At 56.9% G+C, this 16,301-nt stretch carries 13 protein-coding genes and 1 pseudogene; 7 read left to right on the forward strand and 7 right to left on the reverse strand.

Translation table 11 applies throughout. From position 1 onward, the window contains the following. Window positions 1-143 precede the first annotated feature (143 nt). The 5 genes and pseudogenes from nagE (at window position 144) to chiQ (ending at window position 7,109) form a co-directional block, all read left to right on the forward strand. Complete coding sequence (nagE, locus tag GVK32_RS19605; protein WP_159871955.1) at window positions 144-2,165, forward strand: N-acetylglucosamine-specific PTS transporter subunit IIBC; 2,022 nt, start codon at window positions 144-146, stop codon at window positions 2,163-2,165. A 178-nt stretch (window positions 2,166-2,343) separates the two neighbouring features. Then, entirely contained in the window at window positions 2,344-4,011 is a 1,668-nt protein-coding gene (gene glnS / locus GVK32_RS19610; RefSeq protein WP_159871957.1) for a glutamine--tRNA ligase, read from the forward strand. A gap of 126 nt (window positions 4,012-4,137) precedes the next feature. After that, a pseudogene (locus GVK32_RS19615) lies at window positions 4,138-4,792 on the forward strand (IS4 family transposase); the annotation flags it as partial. Between the two features lie 533 nt (window positions 4,793-5,325). Further along, window positions 5,326-6,729, forward strand: coding sequence for a chitoporin (chiP, locus tag GVK32_RS19620; protein ID WP_159871959.1), 1,404 nt, complete (start codon window positions 5,326-5,328; stop codon window positions 6,727-6,729). Between the two features lie 47 nt (window positions 6,730-6,776). Next, complete coding sequence (gene chiQ, locus GVK32_RS19625; protein WP_159871961.1) at window positions 6,777-7,109, forward strand: ChiQ/YbfN family lipoprotein; 333 nt, start codon at window positions 6,777-6,779, stop codon at window positions 7,107-7,109. Window positions 7,110-7,189: 80 nt separating this feature from the next. Here the strand turns inward: chiQ and fur are convergent, their stop codons facing one another. From fur to ybfF, 4 genes are all read right to left on the reverse strand, one after another. Continuing rightward, the gene (fur, locus tag GVK32_RS19630; RefSeq protein ID WP_045854481.1) at window positions 7,190-7,642 is read right to left on the reverse strand and encodes a ferric iron uptake transcriptional regulator; all 453 of its coding nucleotides are present in this window, start codon (window positions 7,640-7,642) and stop codon (window positions 7,190-7,192) included. A 292-nt stretch (window positions 7,643-7,934) separates the two neighbouring features. Further along, window positions 7,935-8,465 (reverse strand): flavodoxin FldA, encoded by a 531-nt coding sequence (fldA, locus tag GVK32_RS19635; RefSeq protein ID WP_148250773.1) that lies wholly within the window; start codon window positions 8,463-8,465, stop codon window positions 7,935-7,937. 150 nt (window positions 8,466-8,615) lie between these two features. After that, on the reverse strand, window positions 8,616-8,909 hold the full coding sequence (ybfE, locus tag GVK32_RS19640; RefSeq protein ID WP_041144611.1) for a LexA regulated protein: 294 nt from the start codon (window positions 8,907-8,909) through the stop codon (window positions 8,616-8,618). Window positions 8,910-9,042: 133 nt separating this feature from the next. Then, window positions 9,043-9,816, reverse strand: coding sequence for an esterase (gene ybfF, locus GVK32_RS19645; RefSeq protein WP_159871963.1), 774 nt, complete (start codon window positions 9,814-9,816; stop codon window positions 9,043-9,045). 183 nt (window positions 9,817-9,999) lie between these two features. Here ybfF and seqA point away from each other — a divergent pair, with 183 nt between their 5' ends. Then, complete coding sequence (gene seqA / locus GVK32_RS19650) at window positions 10,000-10,548, forward strand: replication initiation negative regulator SeqA (RefSeq protein WP_159871965.1); 549 nt, start codon at window positions 10,000-10,002, stop codon at window positions 10,546-10,548. Window positions 10,549-10,581: 33 nt separating this feature from the next. After that, window positions 10,582-12,222: a phosphoglucomutase (alpha-D-glucose-1,6-bisphosphate-dependent) gene (pgm, locus tag GVK32_RS19655; protein ID WP_159871967.1), complete on the forward strand. Its 1,641-nt coding sequence runs from the start codon at window positions 10,582-10,584 to the stop codon at window positions 12,220-12,222. 101 nt (window positions 12,223-12,323) lie between these two features. Here the strand turns inward: pgm and kdpE are convergent, their stop codons facing one another. The 3 genes from kdpE to kdpC are packed head-to-tail and all read right to left on the reverse strand — an operon-like array spanning window position 12,324 to window position 16,295. Next, complete coding sequence (gene kdpE, locus GVK32_RS19660; RefSeq protein ID WP_159871970.1) at window positions 12,324-13,001, reverse strand: two-component system response regulator KdpE; 678 nt, start codon at window positions 12,999-13,001, stop codon at window positions 12,324-12,326. A 19-nt stretch (window positions 13,002-13,020) separates the two neighbouring features. After that, window positions 13,021-15,717: a two-component system sensor histidine kinase KdpD gene (kdpD, locus tag GVK32_RS19665; protein WP_159871973.1), complete on the reverse strand. Its 2,697-nt coding sequence runs from the start codon at window positions 15,715-15,717 to the stop codon at window positions 13,021-13,023. A 2-nt stretch (window positions 15,718-15,719) separates the two neighbouring features. After that, window positions 15,720-16,295 carry a potassium-transporting ATPase subunit KdpC gene (gene kdpC, locus GVK32_RS19670; RefSeq protein ID WP_159871976.1) on the reverse strand — a complete coding sequence of 192 codons (576 nt, stop codon included), beginning with the start codon at window positions 16,293-16,295 and terminating at the stop codon, window positions 15,720-15,722. Window positions 16,296-16,301 lie beyond the last annotated feature (6 nt).

Here is a 16,301-nt window from a genome sequence, read left to right on the forward strand (position 1 = left end):
TTATAGTCACAAAAAATACGTAATTAATTTGCGATACGAATTAATTTTCAACACACTTTACCAGTAAGTTAAAAATCTGACCTGGTTACACAATAAAAAAATGGCTTTACACGAGCCTTACGGGGTCTAATAGGGGGAATAAAGTGAGCATTCTAGGCTATTTACAAAAGGTTGGTCGCGCACTGATGGTGCCGGTCGCCACGCTGCCAGCGGCAGCGATCTTAATGGGTGTCGGTTACTGGATTGACCCGGTTAGCTGGGGTGGCGACAACGCTCTTGCGGCGCTGTTCATCAAGTCCGGTTCTGCCATCATCGACAACATGTCTGTACTGTTCGCCATTGGTGTGGCTTACGGTATGTCCAAAGATAAAGATGGTGCTGCGGCACTGACCGGTTTTGTGGGCTTCCTCGTGTTGACCACGCTTTGTTCTCCTGCTGCGGTCGCGATGATCCAGAAGATCCCTGCGGACCAGGTTCCTGCTGCTTTCGGTAAAATCAGCAACCAGTTCGTCGGTATCCTTGTCGGTATTATCTCCGCCGAACTGTACAACCGCTTCAGCGGCGTTGAACTGCCGAAAGCGCTGTCGTTCTTCAGCGGCCGTCGTCTGGTGCCAATCCTCACCTCGTTTGTGATGATTGTCGTCGCGTTCATCCTGATGTATGTCTGGCCGGTCATTTTTGATGGTCTGGTAAACTTCGGTGAGCACATCCAGAAACTCGGTTCTGCGGGCGCAGGTATCTATGCGTTCTTCAACCGTCTGCTGATCCCGGTTGGTCTGCACCACGCGCTGAACTCCGTATTCTGGTTTGACGTTGCCGGTATCAACGATATTCCTAACTTCCTCGGTGGCGCACAGTCTATCGCGGCGGGTAAAGCGGAAATCGGTATCACCGGTCGTTATCAGGCGGGCTTCTTCCCGATCATGATGTTCGGTCTGCCGGGTGCGGCGCTGGCTATCTATCACTGCGCGCGTCCTGAGAATAAAGCGAAAGTGCTGGGTATTATGATGGCGGGTGCATTTGCTGCCTTCTTTACCGGTATCACCGAACCGCTGGAATTCTCCTTCATGTTCGTGGCGCCGGTGCTGTATTTCATCCACGCCGTACTGACGGGGATCTCCGTATTTATCGCGGCGAGCATGCACTGGATTGCCGGTTTCGGCTTCAGCGCCGGTCTGGTGGATATGTTCCTGTCCACCCGTAACCCGCTGGCAACTCACTGGTACATGTTGATCCCGCAGGGTCTGGTGTTCTTCGTGATTTACTACGTGGTGTTCCGCTTCACCATCACTAAATTCAACCTGATGACCCCGGGTCGTGAACTGGCGGTTTCCGGCAGCGAAGCGGATGGTCAGGATGTGAATGTGAGCGGTGATAAAGAGCAGGATGCTGCAGGTCTGGCGCGTCAGTACATTGCCGCCGTCGGCGGTTCTGACAACCTGACCGGTATCGACGCCTGTATCACTCGTCTGCGTCTGAACGTCAAAGACTCCGCATTAGTGAATGAAGCTCTGGCGAAAAAACTGGGGGCTTCTGGCGTGATTCGCCTGAACAAAACCAGCGTCCAGATCATCGTTGGCTTCGTCGCCGAAAAAATTGCTAACGCCATGAAGACCACCGGTCCGGTTGCCGCAGCAGCGGCCACGGCAAGCGCACCCGCAGCGACGGCTGCCGCAAAACCGCAGGCCGTGGCTAACGCGAAAACCATCGCCGCGCTGGTTTCGCCGATTACCGGTGATATCGTGGCGCTGGAGCAGGTCCCGGACGAGGCGTTCGCCAGCAAAGCCGTCGGTGACGGCGTGGCGGTGAAACCGAGCGATAAGATTGTGGTCTCCCCGGCTGCGGGTACCGTCGTTAAGATCTTCAATACCAACCACGCGTTCTGTCTGGAAACGGAAAACGGCGCGGAAATCGTTGTCCATATGGGCATTGATACCGTCGCGCTGAACGGCCAGGGCTTCAAGCGCCTGGTCGAAGAGGGCGCGGAAGTGAAGGCAGGCCAGCCGATTCTGGAAATGGATCTGGACTTCCTCAACGCGAACGCCCGCTCAATGATTAGCCCGGTAGTCTGCAGCAACAGCGACGATTACAGCGCGCTGGTGATTCAGGCGAGCGGTAAAGTTGTCGCCGGCCAGACGCCGCTGTATGAGATTAAAGGCAAGTAGGGCTCCTGAGTAGAGTTTATGCCTGTGCGGCGGGGGGAAACCTCCGCCGCTTTTTTTTGCAGCAAATGACCCCATAATCTCCTTCAGATACGTATTTTCAGTAACTAATAGTTGTCTCCACGTCCTGCTTGTAAGATCATGTCCCGTTATACGTTGTTTACGCTTTGAGGAACCCACGATGAGTGAGGCAGAAGCCCGCCCAACTAACTTTATTCGTCAGATCATCGATGAAGATCTGGCTACTGGTAAGCACACCACCGTTCATACGCGCTTCCCGCCGGAGCCGAACGGTTATCTGCACATTGGCCACGCGAAATCAATTTGCCTGAACTTCGGCATTGCTCAGGATTATCAAGGCCAATGCAACCTGCGCTTCGATGACACCAACCCGGTGAAAGAAGATATCGAATACGTTGAGTCGATTAAAAACGACGTGCAGTGGTTAGGTTTCCACTGGTCCGGGAAAGTTTGCTACTCGTCTGATTATTTCGATCAGCTGCACAGCTACGCCGTTGAGCTGATCAATAAAGGTCTGGCCTACGTTGACGAGCTGTCGGCGGAAGAGATCCGCGAATACCGCGGCTCGCTGAAAGCGCCGGGCAAAAACAGCCCGTACCGCGATCGCAGCGTAGAAGAGAACCTGGCGCTGTTTGAAAAAATGCGCGCCGGTGGTTTTGCCGAAGGTAAAGCCTGCCTGCGTGCGAAAATCGATATGGCCTCGCCGTTTATCGTCATGCGCGATCCGGTGCTGTACCGCATTAAGTTCGCCGATCACCATCAGACCGGCAGCAAGTGGTGCATCTACCCGATGTATGACTTTACCCACTGCATCAGCGATGCGCTGGAAGGTATTACGCACTCTCTGTGTACCCTGGAGTTCCAGGACAACCGTCGCCTGTACGATTGGGTGCTGGATAACATCAGCATCCCGGTTCACCCGCGCCAGTACGAATTCTCGCGCCTGAATCTCGAATATACCGTGATGTCCAAGCGCAAGCTGAACCAGCTGGTCACCGAGAAGCACGTTGAGGGCTGGGACGATCCGCGTATGCCGACGATTTCCGGCCTGCGTCGCCGCGGCTATACCGCCGAATCGATTCGCGAGTTCTGTAAGCGCATCGGCGTGACCAAACAGGACAACACCATTGAAATGGCGTCGCTGGAATCCTGCATTCGTGAAGATCTGAACGAAAACGCCCCGCGCGCCATGGCCGTTATCGATCCGGTAAAACTGGTTATCGAAAACTATCCGCAGGGCGGCAGTGAAAATGTGACCATGCCGAACCATCCGAGCAAGCCGGAAATGGGCAGCCGCGACGTGCCGTTCAGCGGTGAAATCTGGATCGATCGCGCGGACTTCCGTGAGGAAGCCAACAAGCAGTACAAGCGTCTGGTGCTGGGCAAAGAGGTTCGCCTGCGCAATGCCTACGTGATCAAAGCCGAGCGCGTAGAGAAGGATGCAGAGGGCAATATCACCACCATCTTCTGTACCTATGATGCCGATACGCTGAGCAAAGATCCTGCTGACGGCCGCAAGGTCAAGGGCGTTATCCACTGGGTGAGCGTGGCGCACGCGCTGCCGGTAGAAATTCGCCTGTACGACCGTCTGTTCAGCGTGCCGAATCCGGGCGCCGAAGAGGACTTCCTTGCCGTGATGAACCCTGAATCGCTGGTTATCAAGCACGGCTTTGCCGAGCCGAGCCTGGCGCAGGCGCAGGCCGGTAAGGCGCTGCAGTTCGAGCGTGAAGGCTACTTCTGCCTCGACAGCCGCTATGCTACCGCTGACCGTCTGGTGTTCAACCGCACCGTTGGCCTGCGCGATACCTGGGCGAAGATCGGCGCATAAACCCGCGTCCTCGCCTCGTCAGCAAAAACGCCGCCTCCCGCGTAATGCCGATCAGTTAAGGATCGGTTGACCGATCCAGTGGCTGTGTAAGAATCCGTAATCTCTCCAGGGATTACGGATTTTTTTATGTTACTCAGCCAGGCTTTAGACACCGTCCATAAATTCTCCCCGCAGGAGTTTGCTGCTCTTGCAGACCTGCTTTCTCCCGAACTGATTGATGAGTGTCTGGCTGATACCGGTATCGTAACCCTGCGTAAGCGCCGCCTCTCTATGGAGATGATGGTCTGGGCAGGCTCTGTTTCGCTCTCATTCCATGAGCCAGCTGGTCTCTCATATGGACATTCTCCTGCCCGGTAACCGGCCCTTCGTTGCACCCAGCGCCGTTGTTCAGGCCCGACAACGGCTCGGGAAGGATGTTATCCGGCTGATGTTCGAAAAAACACGGCAACTCTGGTTTGAAAAAATACCCCAGTCTTACTGGAACGGCCTGACGCTGATGGCCGTGGACGGTACGTTATGGCGGACACCTGATACTCCTGAAAACGATGCCGCCTTCGGCCGCACGGCCAATGTCAATAAGCAGTCCGAATGGCCACAGCTTCGCATGGTCTGCCAGATGGAAGTGACAGGCCACCTGCTGTCCGCAGTTGCCTTCGACAGTGTCTCTGAGTGCGGTGAGGCTGAGCTTGCCGCACAGATTATCGACCGGACGCCTGACCACTCGCTGACCCTCATGGATAAAGGCTTCTATGCGCCGGGCCTGCTGCATCGCTGGCAGAGATACTGAGCATGGCGTCAAGCTTCGTACTGCCGGGGCGAAGAGCGCGGCATTACCCGAGAGCCGTAAAAAAGAGGCCACAACGTTATCCGTTGCGGCCTCCTTCAAAAGCTTAACTGACAAGCATTACGCCGCAGCGAGGTTTTTTATTTCCGTCTTTCGCGGCCGAATCTGGTTATTTTTGCGATGCGAATTAATCTTGTTTACAACCTGTAATATATCCCGCCGGGCCCGTCGCCGATTATCGCGTAAAAAAACGCTGTAAGCGTTTCTATTTCCCGTTTTATCCTGATTTTGTAAATACTTCCGTACTAAATCTACAAAATTTAAGGCTGTAACAAAAAGACATAGAATATGTGCGCTTTGTCATAATCTTAAGATTTGATCGTCGAAAGAGATTGATAATTCGCGTCACGAAAAATAGTCTATCCCTAGTGGATTTGCGGACTTTTTCCGCACCGCTTTTTAGCAGTCTTATTTATTTTTCGCGGCTTGCCTTTGGCTCCGCGTTTTAAAACGTCAAAGAGGATATGCACATGCGTACGTTTAGTGGCAAACGTAGTACGCTGGCGCTGGCTATTGCCGCCGTCACCGCGATGTCGAGCTGGATCGTTGTTCCGCAGGCCAGCGCAGCAGGTTTTATTGATGATTCCACATTAACCGGCGGTGTCTATTACTGGCAGCGTGAGCGCGACCGTAAAGACGTCACCGACGGCGATAAGTACAAAACCAACCTTTCGCATTCAACCTGGAACGCCAACCTGGACTTCCAGTCCGGCTATGCCGCCGATATGTTTGGTATCGACGTGGCGGCCTTTACCGCCATTGAAATGGCGGAAAGCAGCGAAAGCGGCCACCCGAACGAAATTGCCTTCTCCTCAAGAAATAAAGCCTACGACGAAGATTACTCCGGCGATAAGAGCGGGATCAGCCTCTATAAAGCGGCGGCAAAATTTAAGTATGGCCCGACGTGGGCGCGCGCTGGCTACATTCAGCCAACCGGGCAAACGCTGCTGGCTCCGCACTGGAGTTTTATGCCTGGCACTTATCAAGGTGCTGAAGCCGGAGCCAACTTTGATTACGGTGATTCCGGCGCGCTGAGTTTCTCCTACATGTGGACGAACGAATACAAAGCGCCGTGGCACATTGAGATGGATGATTTCTACCAGAACGATAAGAAGACAAAAGTCGATTATCTGCACTCTCTGGGCGCCAAATATGATTTTAAAAATGACCTCGTGCTGGAGGCCGCGTTTGGCCAGGCTCAGGGTTATATCGACCAGTATTTTGCCAAGGCCAGCTATAAATTTGACGTTGCCGGTACCCCGTTAAACACCAGCTATCAGTTCTACGGCACCCGCGATAAGGTCAGCAACGGCGGCGCCAACGATATTTACGACGGCACCGCCTGGCTGCAGGCGCTGACCTTTGGCTACAAGGTTGCCGATGTGCTGGATCTGCGTCTGGAAGGTACCTGGGTTAAGGCCGAGGGCCAGCAGGGCTACTTTCTGCAGCGCATGACCCCAACCTACGCATCCTCTAACGGTCGCCTGGACGTGTGGTGGGATAACCGCTCCGACTTTAACGCCAACGGTGAAAAGGCCGTGTTCTTCGGCGCGATGTACGACATGAAAAACTGGAATATGCCGGGCTGGGCGTTTGGTGCGTCCTACGTTTACGCATGGGATGCGAAACCGGGCAAAATGGCGACGCCTGACGCCTACTACAACGCGGACAAACGTCTGGAAGAGTCGGCCTACAGCCTCGACGCCATGTATACCGTACAGGACGGCCGGGCAAAAGGAACGCTGTTCAAACTCCACTTCACTCAGTACGACAACCACTCCGATATTCCAAGCTGGAGCGGCGGTTACGGCAACATCTTCCAGGATGAGCGTGACGTGAAGTTTATGGTTATTGCCCCGTTCACTATTTTCTGATGCCGCAGCGGCGGGCGTAAGCCTGCCGCCAGCCTGTGAGGTTGATTATGAAAAAGCTATTGCTCATCGCCATCATGGCATCGGGTCTGGTAGCCTGTGCGCAGTCACCGGCGCCAAAAGAAGACACTAAGTTGAAGGATGCCTACAGCGCCTGCATCAATACGGCAGAAGGGAATCCGGATAAAGTTCAGGCCTGCCAGAGTGTGCTGAACGTTCTTAAAGAGGATAAGCAGCACCAGCAGTTCGCCACCCAGGAAAGCGTACGGGTGCTGGATTATCAGCAGTGTATCCTGGCGACCCGTACCGGGAACGATCAGGCGGTCAAAGCCCGCTGCGACCAGATCTGGCAAGAGATTCGCAGCAACAATACCCAGCCCTGATCCTCCGCGTACTGCCTTATTACGGGCATAAAAAAAAGCCAACCTTCAGGTTGGCTTTTTGCTGCTTATGCTGTGGGAAACTACTTTTCCACAGCGTCGTGCGCGTGTTCATTTTCGCGGCAGTCGCCTTCAGCACAGTGACCGTACAGGTACAGGCTGTGGTTGGTCAGGCGGATACCGTGACGGTGGGCAATTTCACGCTGACGCGCTTCGATGGAGTCATCGCTGAATTCGATCACTTTGCCACAATCGAGGCAAATCAGGTGATCGTGATGATGCTGCTGCGTCAGTTCGAAAACGGATTTACCGCCTTCAAAATTATGGCGGGTAACAATGCCGGCATCATCAAACTGGTTCAGTACGCGATAAACGGTAGCCAGACCGATCTCTTCCCCCATGTCGATCAGGCGTTTGTATAAATCTTCCGCGCTGACGTGATGGTTATCCGGCCCCTGCAGCACTTCCAGAATTTTTAATCGTGGAAGTGTGACTTTCAGGCCAGCCTTCTTCAATGCGGTATTGTTGTCAGTCATGCGGAATCTGTCCTGTTGCTAAACGATCTACTTCCATTAGCGGAAGTAATACAGAGAATCACCCGATGTAACGCGTCTCATTATAGAACTGCCATGATGAAATGAAAACCGCAAGCATCGAGCCTTGTATGCTGTCAAAAACGAGGCACGGGCTACAAACTGTGTCACGTCTCCTCGTTAAATCAGAGGACATTGTACAGATATGTGATTAAAAGTTAAAAACTTGTAGCTATTAGTTTTATTGCTTTTACCTATTAATACGGCGATACCCGAAGATAGCGCCGTTTAATCATCAGGCGTTTTTGATTTCTTCGAGATGCAGTTCTTCAGAAATCTGCTTAACCCATTTCTCAACGCGCTCGTTGGTCAGCTCAGGCTGACGGTCTTCATCGATAGCGAGACCGACGAAATGGTCGTCATCGGCGAGACCTTTAGAGGCTTCGAAATGGTAGCCCGCAGTTGGCCAGTGGCCGACGATGGTTGCACCGCGCGGTTCGATGATGTCGCGAATGGTCCCCAGCGCATCACAGAAATATTCAGCGTAGTCTTCCTGGTCGCCGCAGCCAAACAGGGCGACCAGCTTACCGTTGAAGTCGACTTCTTCCAGCGTCGGGAAGAAATCATCCCAGTCACACTGCGCTTCACCGTAGTACCAGGTTGGGATGCCCAGCAGCAGAATGTCATGACCCTGCAGGTCTTCTTTGCTGCTTTTGGCAATGTCGTGAACATCAGCAACGTCTTTACCGAGCTGCTTTTGGATCATTTTTGCAATATTTTCGGTGTTGCCGGTGTCGCTGCCAAAAAAGATGCCGATGATTGCCATGAGTAAAATAACCTCTTGAAACTTAATGATGTGGTAGTGGCGTAATGCCCGCAGATAACGGCAATCATAGCAGAACAGGGAAGGGCGCGGAAACAGCAATCACACCCGACTGCACACTCTGCTACATGAAAGTGCTGTTTTTGAGGTTTCTCAGACTTTACCCTGGCTATGCAGGGCTGCCAGCTGGTTCATCAACATCTCTTCAATCAGATCGCTACGGTTCATATTGCGGGCATCAGCTAGCTCATTGAGCGCATCAACCGCTTCAGCGTTGAGCTTGAGCTCCACGCGCTTCAAGCCGCGAACTTTGTCGCGTTTAAGCTGGTTGCGTTTATTGATGCGCAGCTGCTCGTCGCGCGAAAGCGGATTGGTCTTTGGTCTACCCGGGCGACGCTCGGTTGCGAACAAATCTAATGTCGTACGGTCCGTTTGTTCTTTTGCCATGATTCAGAGTGACTTCGGGGAAACGAGTTGTCGGGCCATTGCCGACACAGATAGCGCGCCATAATACATCAGGCGAACCTCTGCGCCAACGACCGCGGGCATTCTGCGGCGCGGTCGGGCAGTTTTTAGCCAGTTATGCCGCTAAAGAGGAGAGATATCGGCGAATTGCGCGCAGTACCGCCTCCGGTTTCTCCGCATGGACCCAATGGCCCGCGCCGGCAATCACGTGCGCGCGGGCCTGCGGGAACTGCGCCAGCAGCGCGTCACGATACTCATCGGTCACGTAGGGAGAGTTGCCGCCTGGGATAAACAGGGCCGGATGCGACCACGCGGGAACCGGCTGCCAGCCAACGATATGGCTATATTGATCCCACAGGACCGGCACGTTAAACCGCCACTGGCCGTCAACGAATGACTTCAGCAGAAACTGAATCACGCCCTCTTCCTGCAGGTGCTCGCGCATGAGCGCCGCCGCCTGCTGGCGGGTGGCGGCACCGGTGGTGGTTACGGCGTTGATGGCGGCAAAGATTTCGTCATGGCGGCGGACGTGATAATCCACCGGCGCGATATCGATAGCCACCAGGCCGTCTATGCGTTCCGGCGCGAGGGCGCTAAGCGCCATCACCGCTTTACCGCCCATTGAGTGGCCGATAAAGGTCGCTTTTTCCAGCTGCAGATCGTCAAGGGTGTCGAGCAGATCCTGAGCCATCGCGGCGTAGGTCATCTGCGGATCGCGCGGGGAAAGACCGTGATTGCGCATATCGACCTGCAGGATATCGTAGTCGGCGACCAGGTCGCGTGCGAGGATACCCAGGTTATCAAGGCTGCCAAACAGGCCGTGAACCAGGACAACAGGGGAATTATTGTGCGGATTTTGTGCAGATTGCGCGCGGCTATTTAATTTCATGGCAAAGTTCTTTTTTTCGCTCCGTCGGGTTAGGGTATTATGTTGGACATTCTGCCATCCGGCTGCAAGACCCAGAGCTATCTGAGTTTTACCGCCATCCTGGTTTGACGCTATCCGCGGTTAGGATTTGTCCTTATAATCCTGACAACTTGTATTCAGAATAAGATATCGCACTGGATTAAGATGAAAACAATTGAAGTTGATGATGATCTCTATCGCTATATTGCCAGCCACACCCAGCATATTGGTGAGAGTGCATCCGACATTTTACGGCGCATGCTGAAATTTTCCGCCGCTTCCCAGACTGCCACTTCCGTCGCGAAAGCCGCGCCGGCGCCGGCTCCGACCGCCGTTGTTGAGGTCAAGCCCGTTAACCCGGTAAAGGATAAAGTTCGCGCCGTGCGCGAACTGCTGTTATCTGATGAATACGCCGAGCAAAAGCGCGCGGTAAACCGTTTTATGCTGGTGCTGACGACGCTGTACTCGCTGGACAGCAAAGCGTTTGCTGCGGCCACCGAGTCTCTGCACGGGCGTACGCGAACCTATTTCGCTGAAGATGCCCGCATCCTGCTGAAAAGCGGCAATCAGACCAAGCCTAAGCAGGTCCCCGGCACGCCGTGGTGGGTGATCACCAATACCAATACTGGCCGCAAATGCAGCATGATTGAACATATCATGCAGTCAATGCAATTCCCTGCGGAGTTGATTGAGAAGGTTTGCGGCACGATCTAGCTTTATTCACCTTTGCATCAGAAGGATCAGGCAATGGCAATCGATAAGCGTGCGGGGCAGCCTGCACAACAGAGTGATTTGATTAACGTCGCCCAGCTGACTGCCCAGTACTATGTACTGAAGCCGGAAGCAGGCAACGCGGAGCATGCGGTGAAGTTCGGGACCTCTGGCCATCGCGGCAGCGCAGGTCGCCATAACTTCAACGAGCAGCATATTCTGGCGATTGCCCAGGCGATTGCGGAAGATCGCGCGAAGAACGGGATTACCGGTCCATGCTACGTCGGTAAGGATACCCACGCGCTCTCCGAGCCAGCCTTTATTTCCGTACTGGAAGTACTGGCGGCTAACGGTGTTGATGTGATCGTGCAGGAAAACAACGGCTTCACCCCGACGCCGGCGATTTCCAACGCCATTCTGGTGCACAACAAAAAGGGTGGCCCGCTGGCGGATGGTATCGTCATTACGCCGTCGCATAACCCGCCGGAAGATGGCGGTATCAAGTACAACCCGCCGAACGGCGGTCCGGCTGATACCAACGTCACCAAGGTGGTGGAAAACCGGGCTAACGAACTGCTGGCTTCCGGCCTGCAGGGCGTGAAGCGCATCTCCCTCGATACCGCTCTGGCCTCCGGCCACGTGAAAGAGCAGGATCTGGTTCAGCCGTTTATTGAAGGTCTGGCGGATATCGTCGATATGGCGGCGATTCAAAAAGCGGGCCTTAAGCTTGGCGTCGATCCGCTGGGCGGCTCCGGGATTGAATACTGGAAGCGCATCGCCGAGTACTACAAGCTGGATCTGACCATCGTTAACGATCATGTCGATCAAACCTTCCGCTTTATGCACCTGGATAAAGACGGCGCCATCCGCATGGACTGCTCGTCCGAGTGCGCGATGGCCGGCCTGCTGGCGCTGCGCGACAAGTTCGATCTGGCCTTCGCCAACGACCCGGATTACGACCGTCACGGCATCGTAACCCCGGCCGGGCTGATGAACCCGAACCACTATCTGGCGGTGGCGATCAACTATCTGTTCCAGCACCGTCCGCAGTGGGGCAAAGAGGTTGCCGTTGGCAAAACGCTGGTCTCTTCGGCGATGATCGACCGCGTGGTCGGTGACCTTGGCCGTAAGCTGGTGGAAGTGCCGGTAGGCTTTAAATGGTTCGTTGACGGCCTGTTTGACGGCAGCTTTGGCTTCGGCGGTGAAGAGAGCGCGGGCGCTTCGTTCCTGCGTTTTGACGGCACGCCGTGGTCTACCGACAAAGACGGTATCATCATGTGCCTGCTGGCCGCGGAAATCACCGCCGTCACCGGTAAAAACCCGCAGCAGCACTATGATGAGCTGGCCGCACGCTTCGGCGCGCCGAGCTATAACCGCCTGCAGGCATCGGCAACCTCCGCGCAAAAAGCGGCGCTGTCGAAGCTGTCGCCGGAGATGGTCAGCGCAAATACGCTGGCGGGCGATCCGATCACCGCTCGCCTGACCGCCGCGCCGGGCAACGGTGCGTCGATCGGCGGTCTGAAAGTGATGACCGACAACGGCTGGTTTGCCGCTCGTCCGTCAGGCACGGAAGACGCCTACAAGATCTACTGCGAAAGCTTCCTCGGCGAAGAGCATCGCAAGCAGATTGAGAAAGAAGCGGTAGAAATTGTCAGCGAAGTGCTGAAAAACGCCTGATAGCCTGGTGAACCCTCTCCCGATGGCGCAACGCTCGCCGGGAAGAGGGACGCTCCTGCTCGGGCCCGGCGCTTTCGCCGCGGCCCGACGCTCTTTCGAACCTAAGGCATAAACCGGTAGCCAATGCCGGTCTCGGTCAGCAGATGCTGCGGCCGCGCGGGATCAACCTCCAGCTTTTGCCGCAGATGCCCCATATAAATTCGCAGATAGTGGCTGTGCTCCACCGCATTCGGCCCCCAGACGTGATTCAGCAGATGGCGCTGGGTCAGCACCTTACCGGGATTATTCAACAGCACCGCCAGCAGGCGAAACTCAATTGGCGTCAGATGGATCTCTTCGTCGCCACGTACGATGCGGCGGGCGGGAATATCAACTTCAATATTGGCAAAGCGCACCAGCGGCTCGTCGGCCTGAGCGCCAGCGTGACGGCGCAGCGCGACCCGCAGCCGCGCCTGCAGCTCGCCAATGCCAAACGGCTTACTCAGATAGTCATCGGCGCCGGCATCCAGCGCGGCAATCTTATCCTGTTCTTCCGTACGCGCCGACAGCACGATAATCGGCATCTGGCTCCACTGGCGCACTTCGCGAATAAAATCGCTACCGTCGCCATCGGGGAGGCCAAGGTCAAGGATCGTCAGATCAGGCTTGCGGGTTGCGGCTTCGAGAAGACCGCGCTGCAGCGTTTCGGCTTCAAATACGCGCATGCCGTCGGCTTCCAGCGCGGTGCGCAGAAAGCGACGAATAGCATGTTCATCTTCAATAATAAGAACGTTGATCACGGTTCCTCGGCTAGTGCTTTCAGTCAGTTCGCGCGTCGCCGCACCACTCATCCAGCTCCGGCGGCGCCTCTCGCGGCAGTGTAACACGGAAGCAGGCGCCGCCCTCAGGGCGCGTTTGCGCGCCGATGGTGCCGCCGTGGACCTCGACGATCGCCTGGCAGATCGCCAGCCCCAGCCCTACGCCTGGGATGGCGGACTCTTTATGACCGCGGGCGAACTTATCAAAGATAGCTTGTTCCTGGCCCTGGGGGATCCCCGGACCGTTATCCCACACGTCGAGCTGCAGTTGGCGATCGTCGGCCTGCGCCGTAATGCCTATTTGCGCCCGCGGTCCGGCGTACTTCAGCGCATTCTCCAGCAAATTGATCAGCACCCGCTCAAAAAGCGGCCCGTCTACGTGAACCAGCAGCAGCGGGTCGGGTAGCGCCAGCTGAATATGCTGGCCGCCGAGGCCTGGCTCCAGCATCCGCAGCGCGCTGCCAACCACCTCTTCGAGAGTGAGCCACTCTTTGTGCAAATTAAAACCGCCGGACTGGATCCGCGCCATATCCAGCAGATTATTCACCAGTCGGGTGGTGTTGAGCACGTGCTGGCGAATTTCGTTGGCCTGCGGCGCGTGTTTAGATCCTTCGCTCGCCAGGTCGAGGGTCAGAATTTCCGCCTGACCGAAGAGGATCGTCAGCGGGGTGCGTAAATCATGCGACAGCGCCGCCAGCAGGGAGTTACGCAAGCGCTCGCGCTCGCTGTTGAGCCGCGCCTGCTCTTCGCTGGCGGTGAGCGTCAGCCGCTCGAGGGCGCTGGCGACCAGCAGGGTAAAGGTCTCCAGCAGCCGCTGCTGCTCGGGGATCATCAGCTGGCGCAGGTTATCCGGCTCAACCACCAGCAGCCCCCAGCTGCGGGCGGCGCTTTTCAGCGGCAGGATCTGGTAGGGAACGCCGGGCAGCGTATCGGTGCCCGCGCCGGCGGGCTGGCCTTTATCGAAGCTCCAGCGCGCAATCGCATCATCCCACGAAGTGAGCCCCGCCTGCTGGGTCAGCGGCCGCAGAGCTCCGCTCTCGTCGGGTAGCAGGAGCTGGCCCCGGGCCTGGAAAGTCGAGGCGATAAAGCGTTCGCTGGTCAGCGCGATATCTTCCCGGCTGCGCACGACCGCCAGCGCTTTTGACATCTCATACAGATGACGGGTGCGCTGCTCGCGGTAGCGGGCGACGCGGGCCTGGTAGCGCACGCCGGCGGTGAGGTTACCGATCACCAGGCCTACGGTGAGCATGACCCCGAAGGTCAGGAGATACTGGACGTCGGAAACCGCCAGCGTGCCGCGCGGGGCGATAAAGAACAGATCGAAGCTGACGACGTTGATAACCGTCGCCAGCACCGACGGCCAGCGGCCGTACAGCAGGGCGATAACTACCACACCGAGCAGGTAGATCATCACCAGGTTAGCGGCCTCAAAGGCCACCAGCCACTGCATGGCGAAGAGCGTAATCACCGCGCAGATGGCCACCGCAACGCAGCAGCCCTGCAGCTGTAGCCGCCACTTATCCATCGTGGTGCGGCTATCGCCGGCGCGGGCGGGCAGGGGGGCGCTCTTTTCATCAAGGGCAATCACAACCAGGTCGAGGTCCGGCGCGTGGCGGGCCAGACGGTCGGCAAAGCCCTGCCGATCCCACCAGCGGCGTTGCCGCTGACGGCCAATCACGATCTTTCCGAGGTTATGCTCCCGGGCGTAGTGCAAAACCGCCTTCTCTTCCGAAGGATCGGACAAGGTGGCGGTCTCCGCGCCCAGCTCCTGGGCGAGCCTGAGCGCCGCGAGGATCGCCCGCCGTTTGCCTTCCGGCAGGCGATGCAGAGACGGAGTTTCAACGTAGACCGCGTGCCAGATGCTGCCGAGCCTGGCGGCGAGGCGGGCGGCGGCGCGTACCAGCTTCTCGCTGCCGGTATTGTGGCCGATGCACAGCAGGATAGCGTCGCGGGTATGCCAGACTTTCTCCTGGCCCTGACGGTCGCGCCAGGCGCGCATCTGCTCATCGACCCGGTCGGCGGTGCGGCGCAGCGCCAGCTCGCGCAGGGCAATCAGATTACCTTTGCGAAAGAAGTTCTCGATGGCACGTTCGGCCTGGCCGCCGATATATACCTTCCCTTCATTAAGGCGCTGGCGAAGATCGTCGGGGGGAAGATCGACCAGCACCACTTCATCGGCGGCATCAAAGAACGGGTCGGGGACGGTTTCGCGGACTTGCACGCCGGTGATGCCGCTGACCACGTCGTTCAGGCTTTCCAGATGCTGGACGTTAACGGTGGTAAAGACGTCGATGCCGGCTTCAAGCAGCTCTTCAACGTCCTGCCAGCGCTTAGGGTGGCGTGAGCCGGGAGCGTTGCTGTGCGCCAGTTCATCGACCAGAATCAGCGCCGGGCGGCGGGCCAGGGCGGCATCGAGATCGAATTCGTGAACGTAGCGCCCGCGGTGGGAGAAACGGCGTGGGGGGAGGGTGCTTAGCCCCTCCAGCATCGCCGCCGTCTCTTTGCGCCCGTGGGTTTCCGCCACGCCAATCAGAATATCGAGCCCCTGGGCGCGAAGCCGCTGCGCCTCCGCCAGCATCGCCCAGGTTTTACCGACGCCCGCGCAGGCGCCAAAGAATACCTTTAGCTTGCCGCGATGCGGCTCGGCGGCGTGTTGCAGCAGACGGTCAGGGTCCGGGCGCAGCGGCTCGTCACTCATTTTTAGTTATCCTTCAAGGCATTCAGCGCCATATTCAGCTGCAGTATATTTACCACAGGTTGGCCGAGAAAACTGGCCAGCGGTTTTTGCGTCGCCTCATTCACCAGCCCGGTGACCAGCTCGGCGCTCAGCCGGCGGGCTTTGGCGATGCGCGGAACCTGCCACAGCGCGGCCGCCGGCGTCAGGCCATTATCCAGCCCGCTCGCCGAGGCGGTGACCAGCTCCACCGGCACCCGCGGGCTGGCGTCGGGGTTGGCGCGGCGCAGCGCCTCTACCCGTTCACCAATGACTTTATCCAGCGCCGGGTTGCTGGCGGCGAGGTTGCTCCCGCCGGACGCCAGCGGGCTATCTGCCGTTTGGGCGATGGCCGAAGGCCGCCCCTGGAAATAGCCTGCGGCGGTAAAGTTTTGCCCAATCAGGCTGGAGCCGCGCACCTCGCCATCAATGCGAATCAGCGAACCGTTCGCCTGCTGGGGGAACCACCACTGCCCCAGAGCGGTAGTCAGCAGCGGATAGAGCCCGCCGGTGAGCAGCGTTAACAGAATAAATAGCACAACGGCCGGACGAATGAATGACATGGTATG

Source organism: Klebsiella sp. 18074, assembly GCF_902705905.1.
GTDB lineage: Bacteria > Pseudomonadota > Gammaproteobacteria > Enterobacterales > Enterobacteriaceae > Klebsiella > Klebsiella terrigena.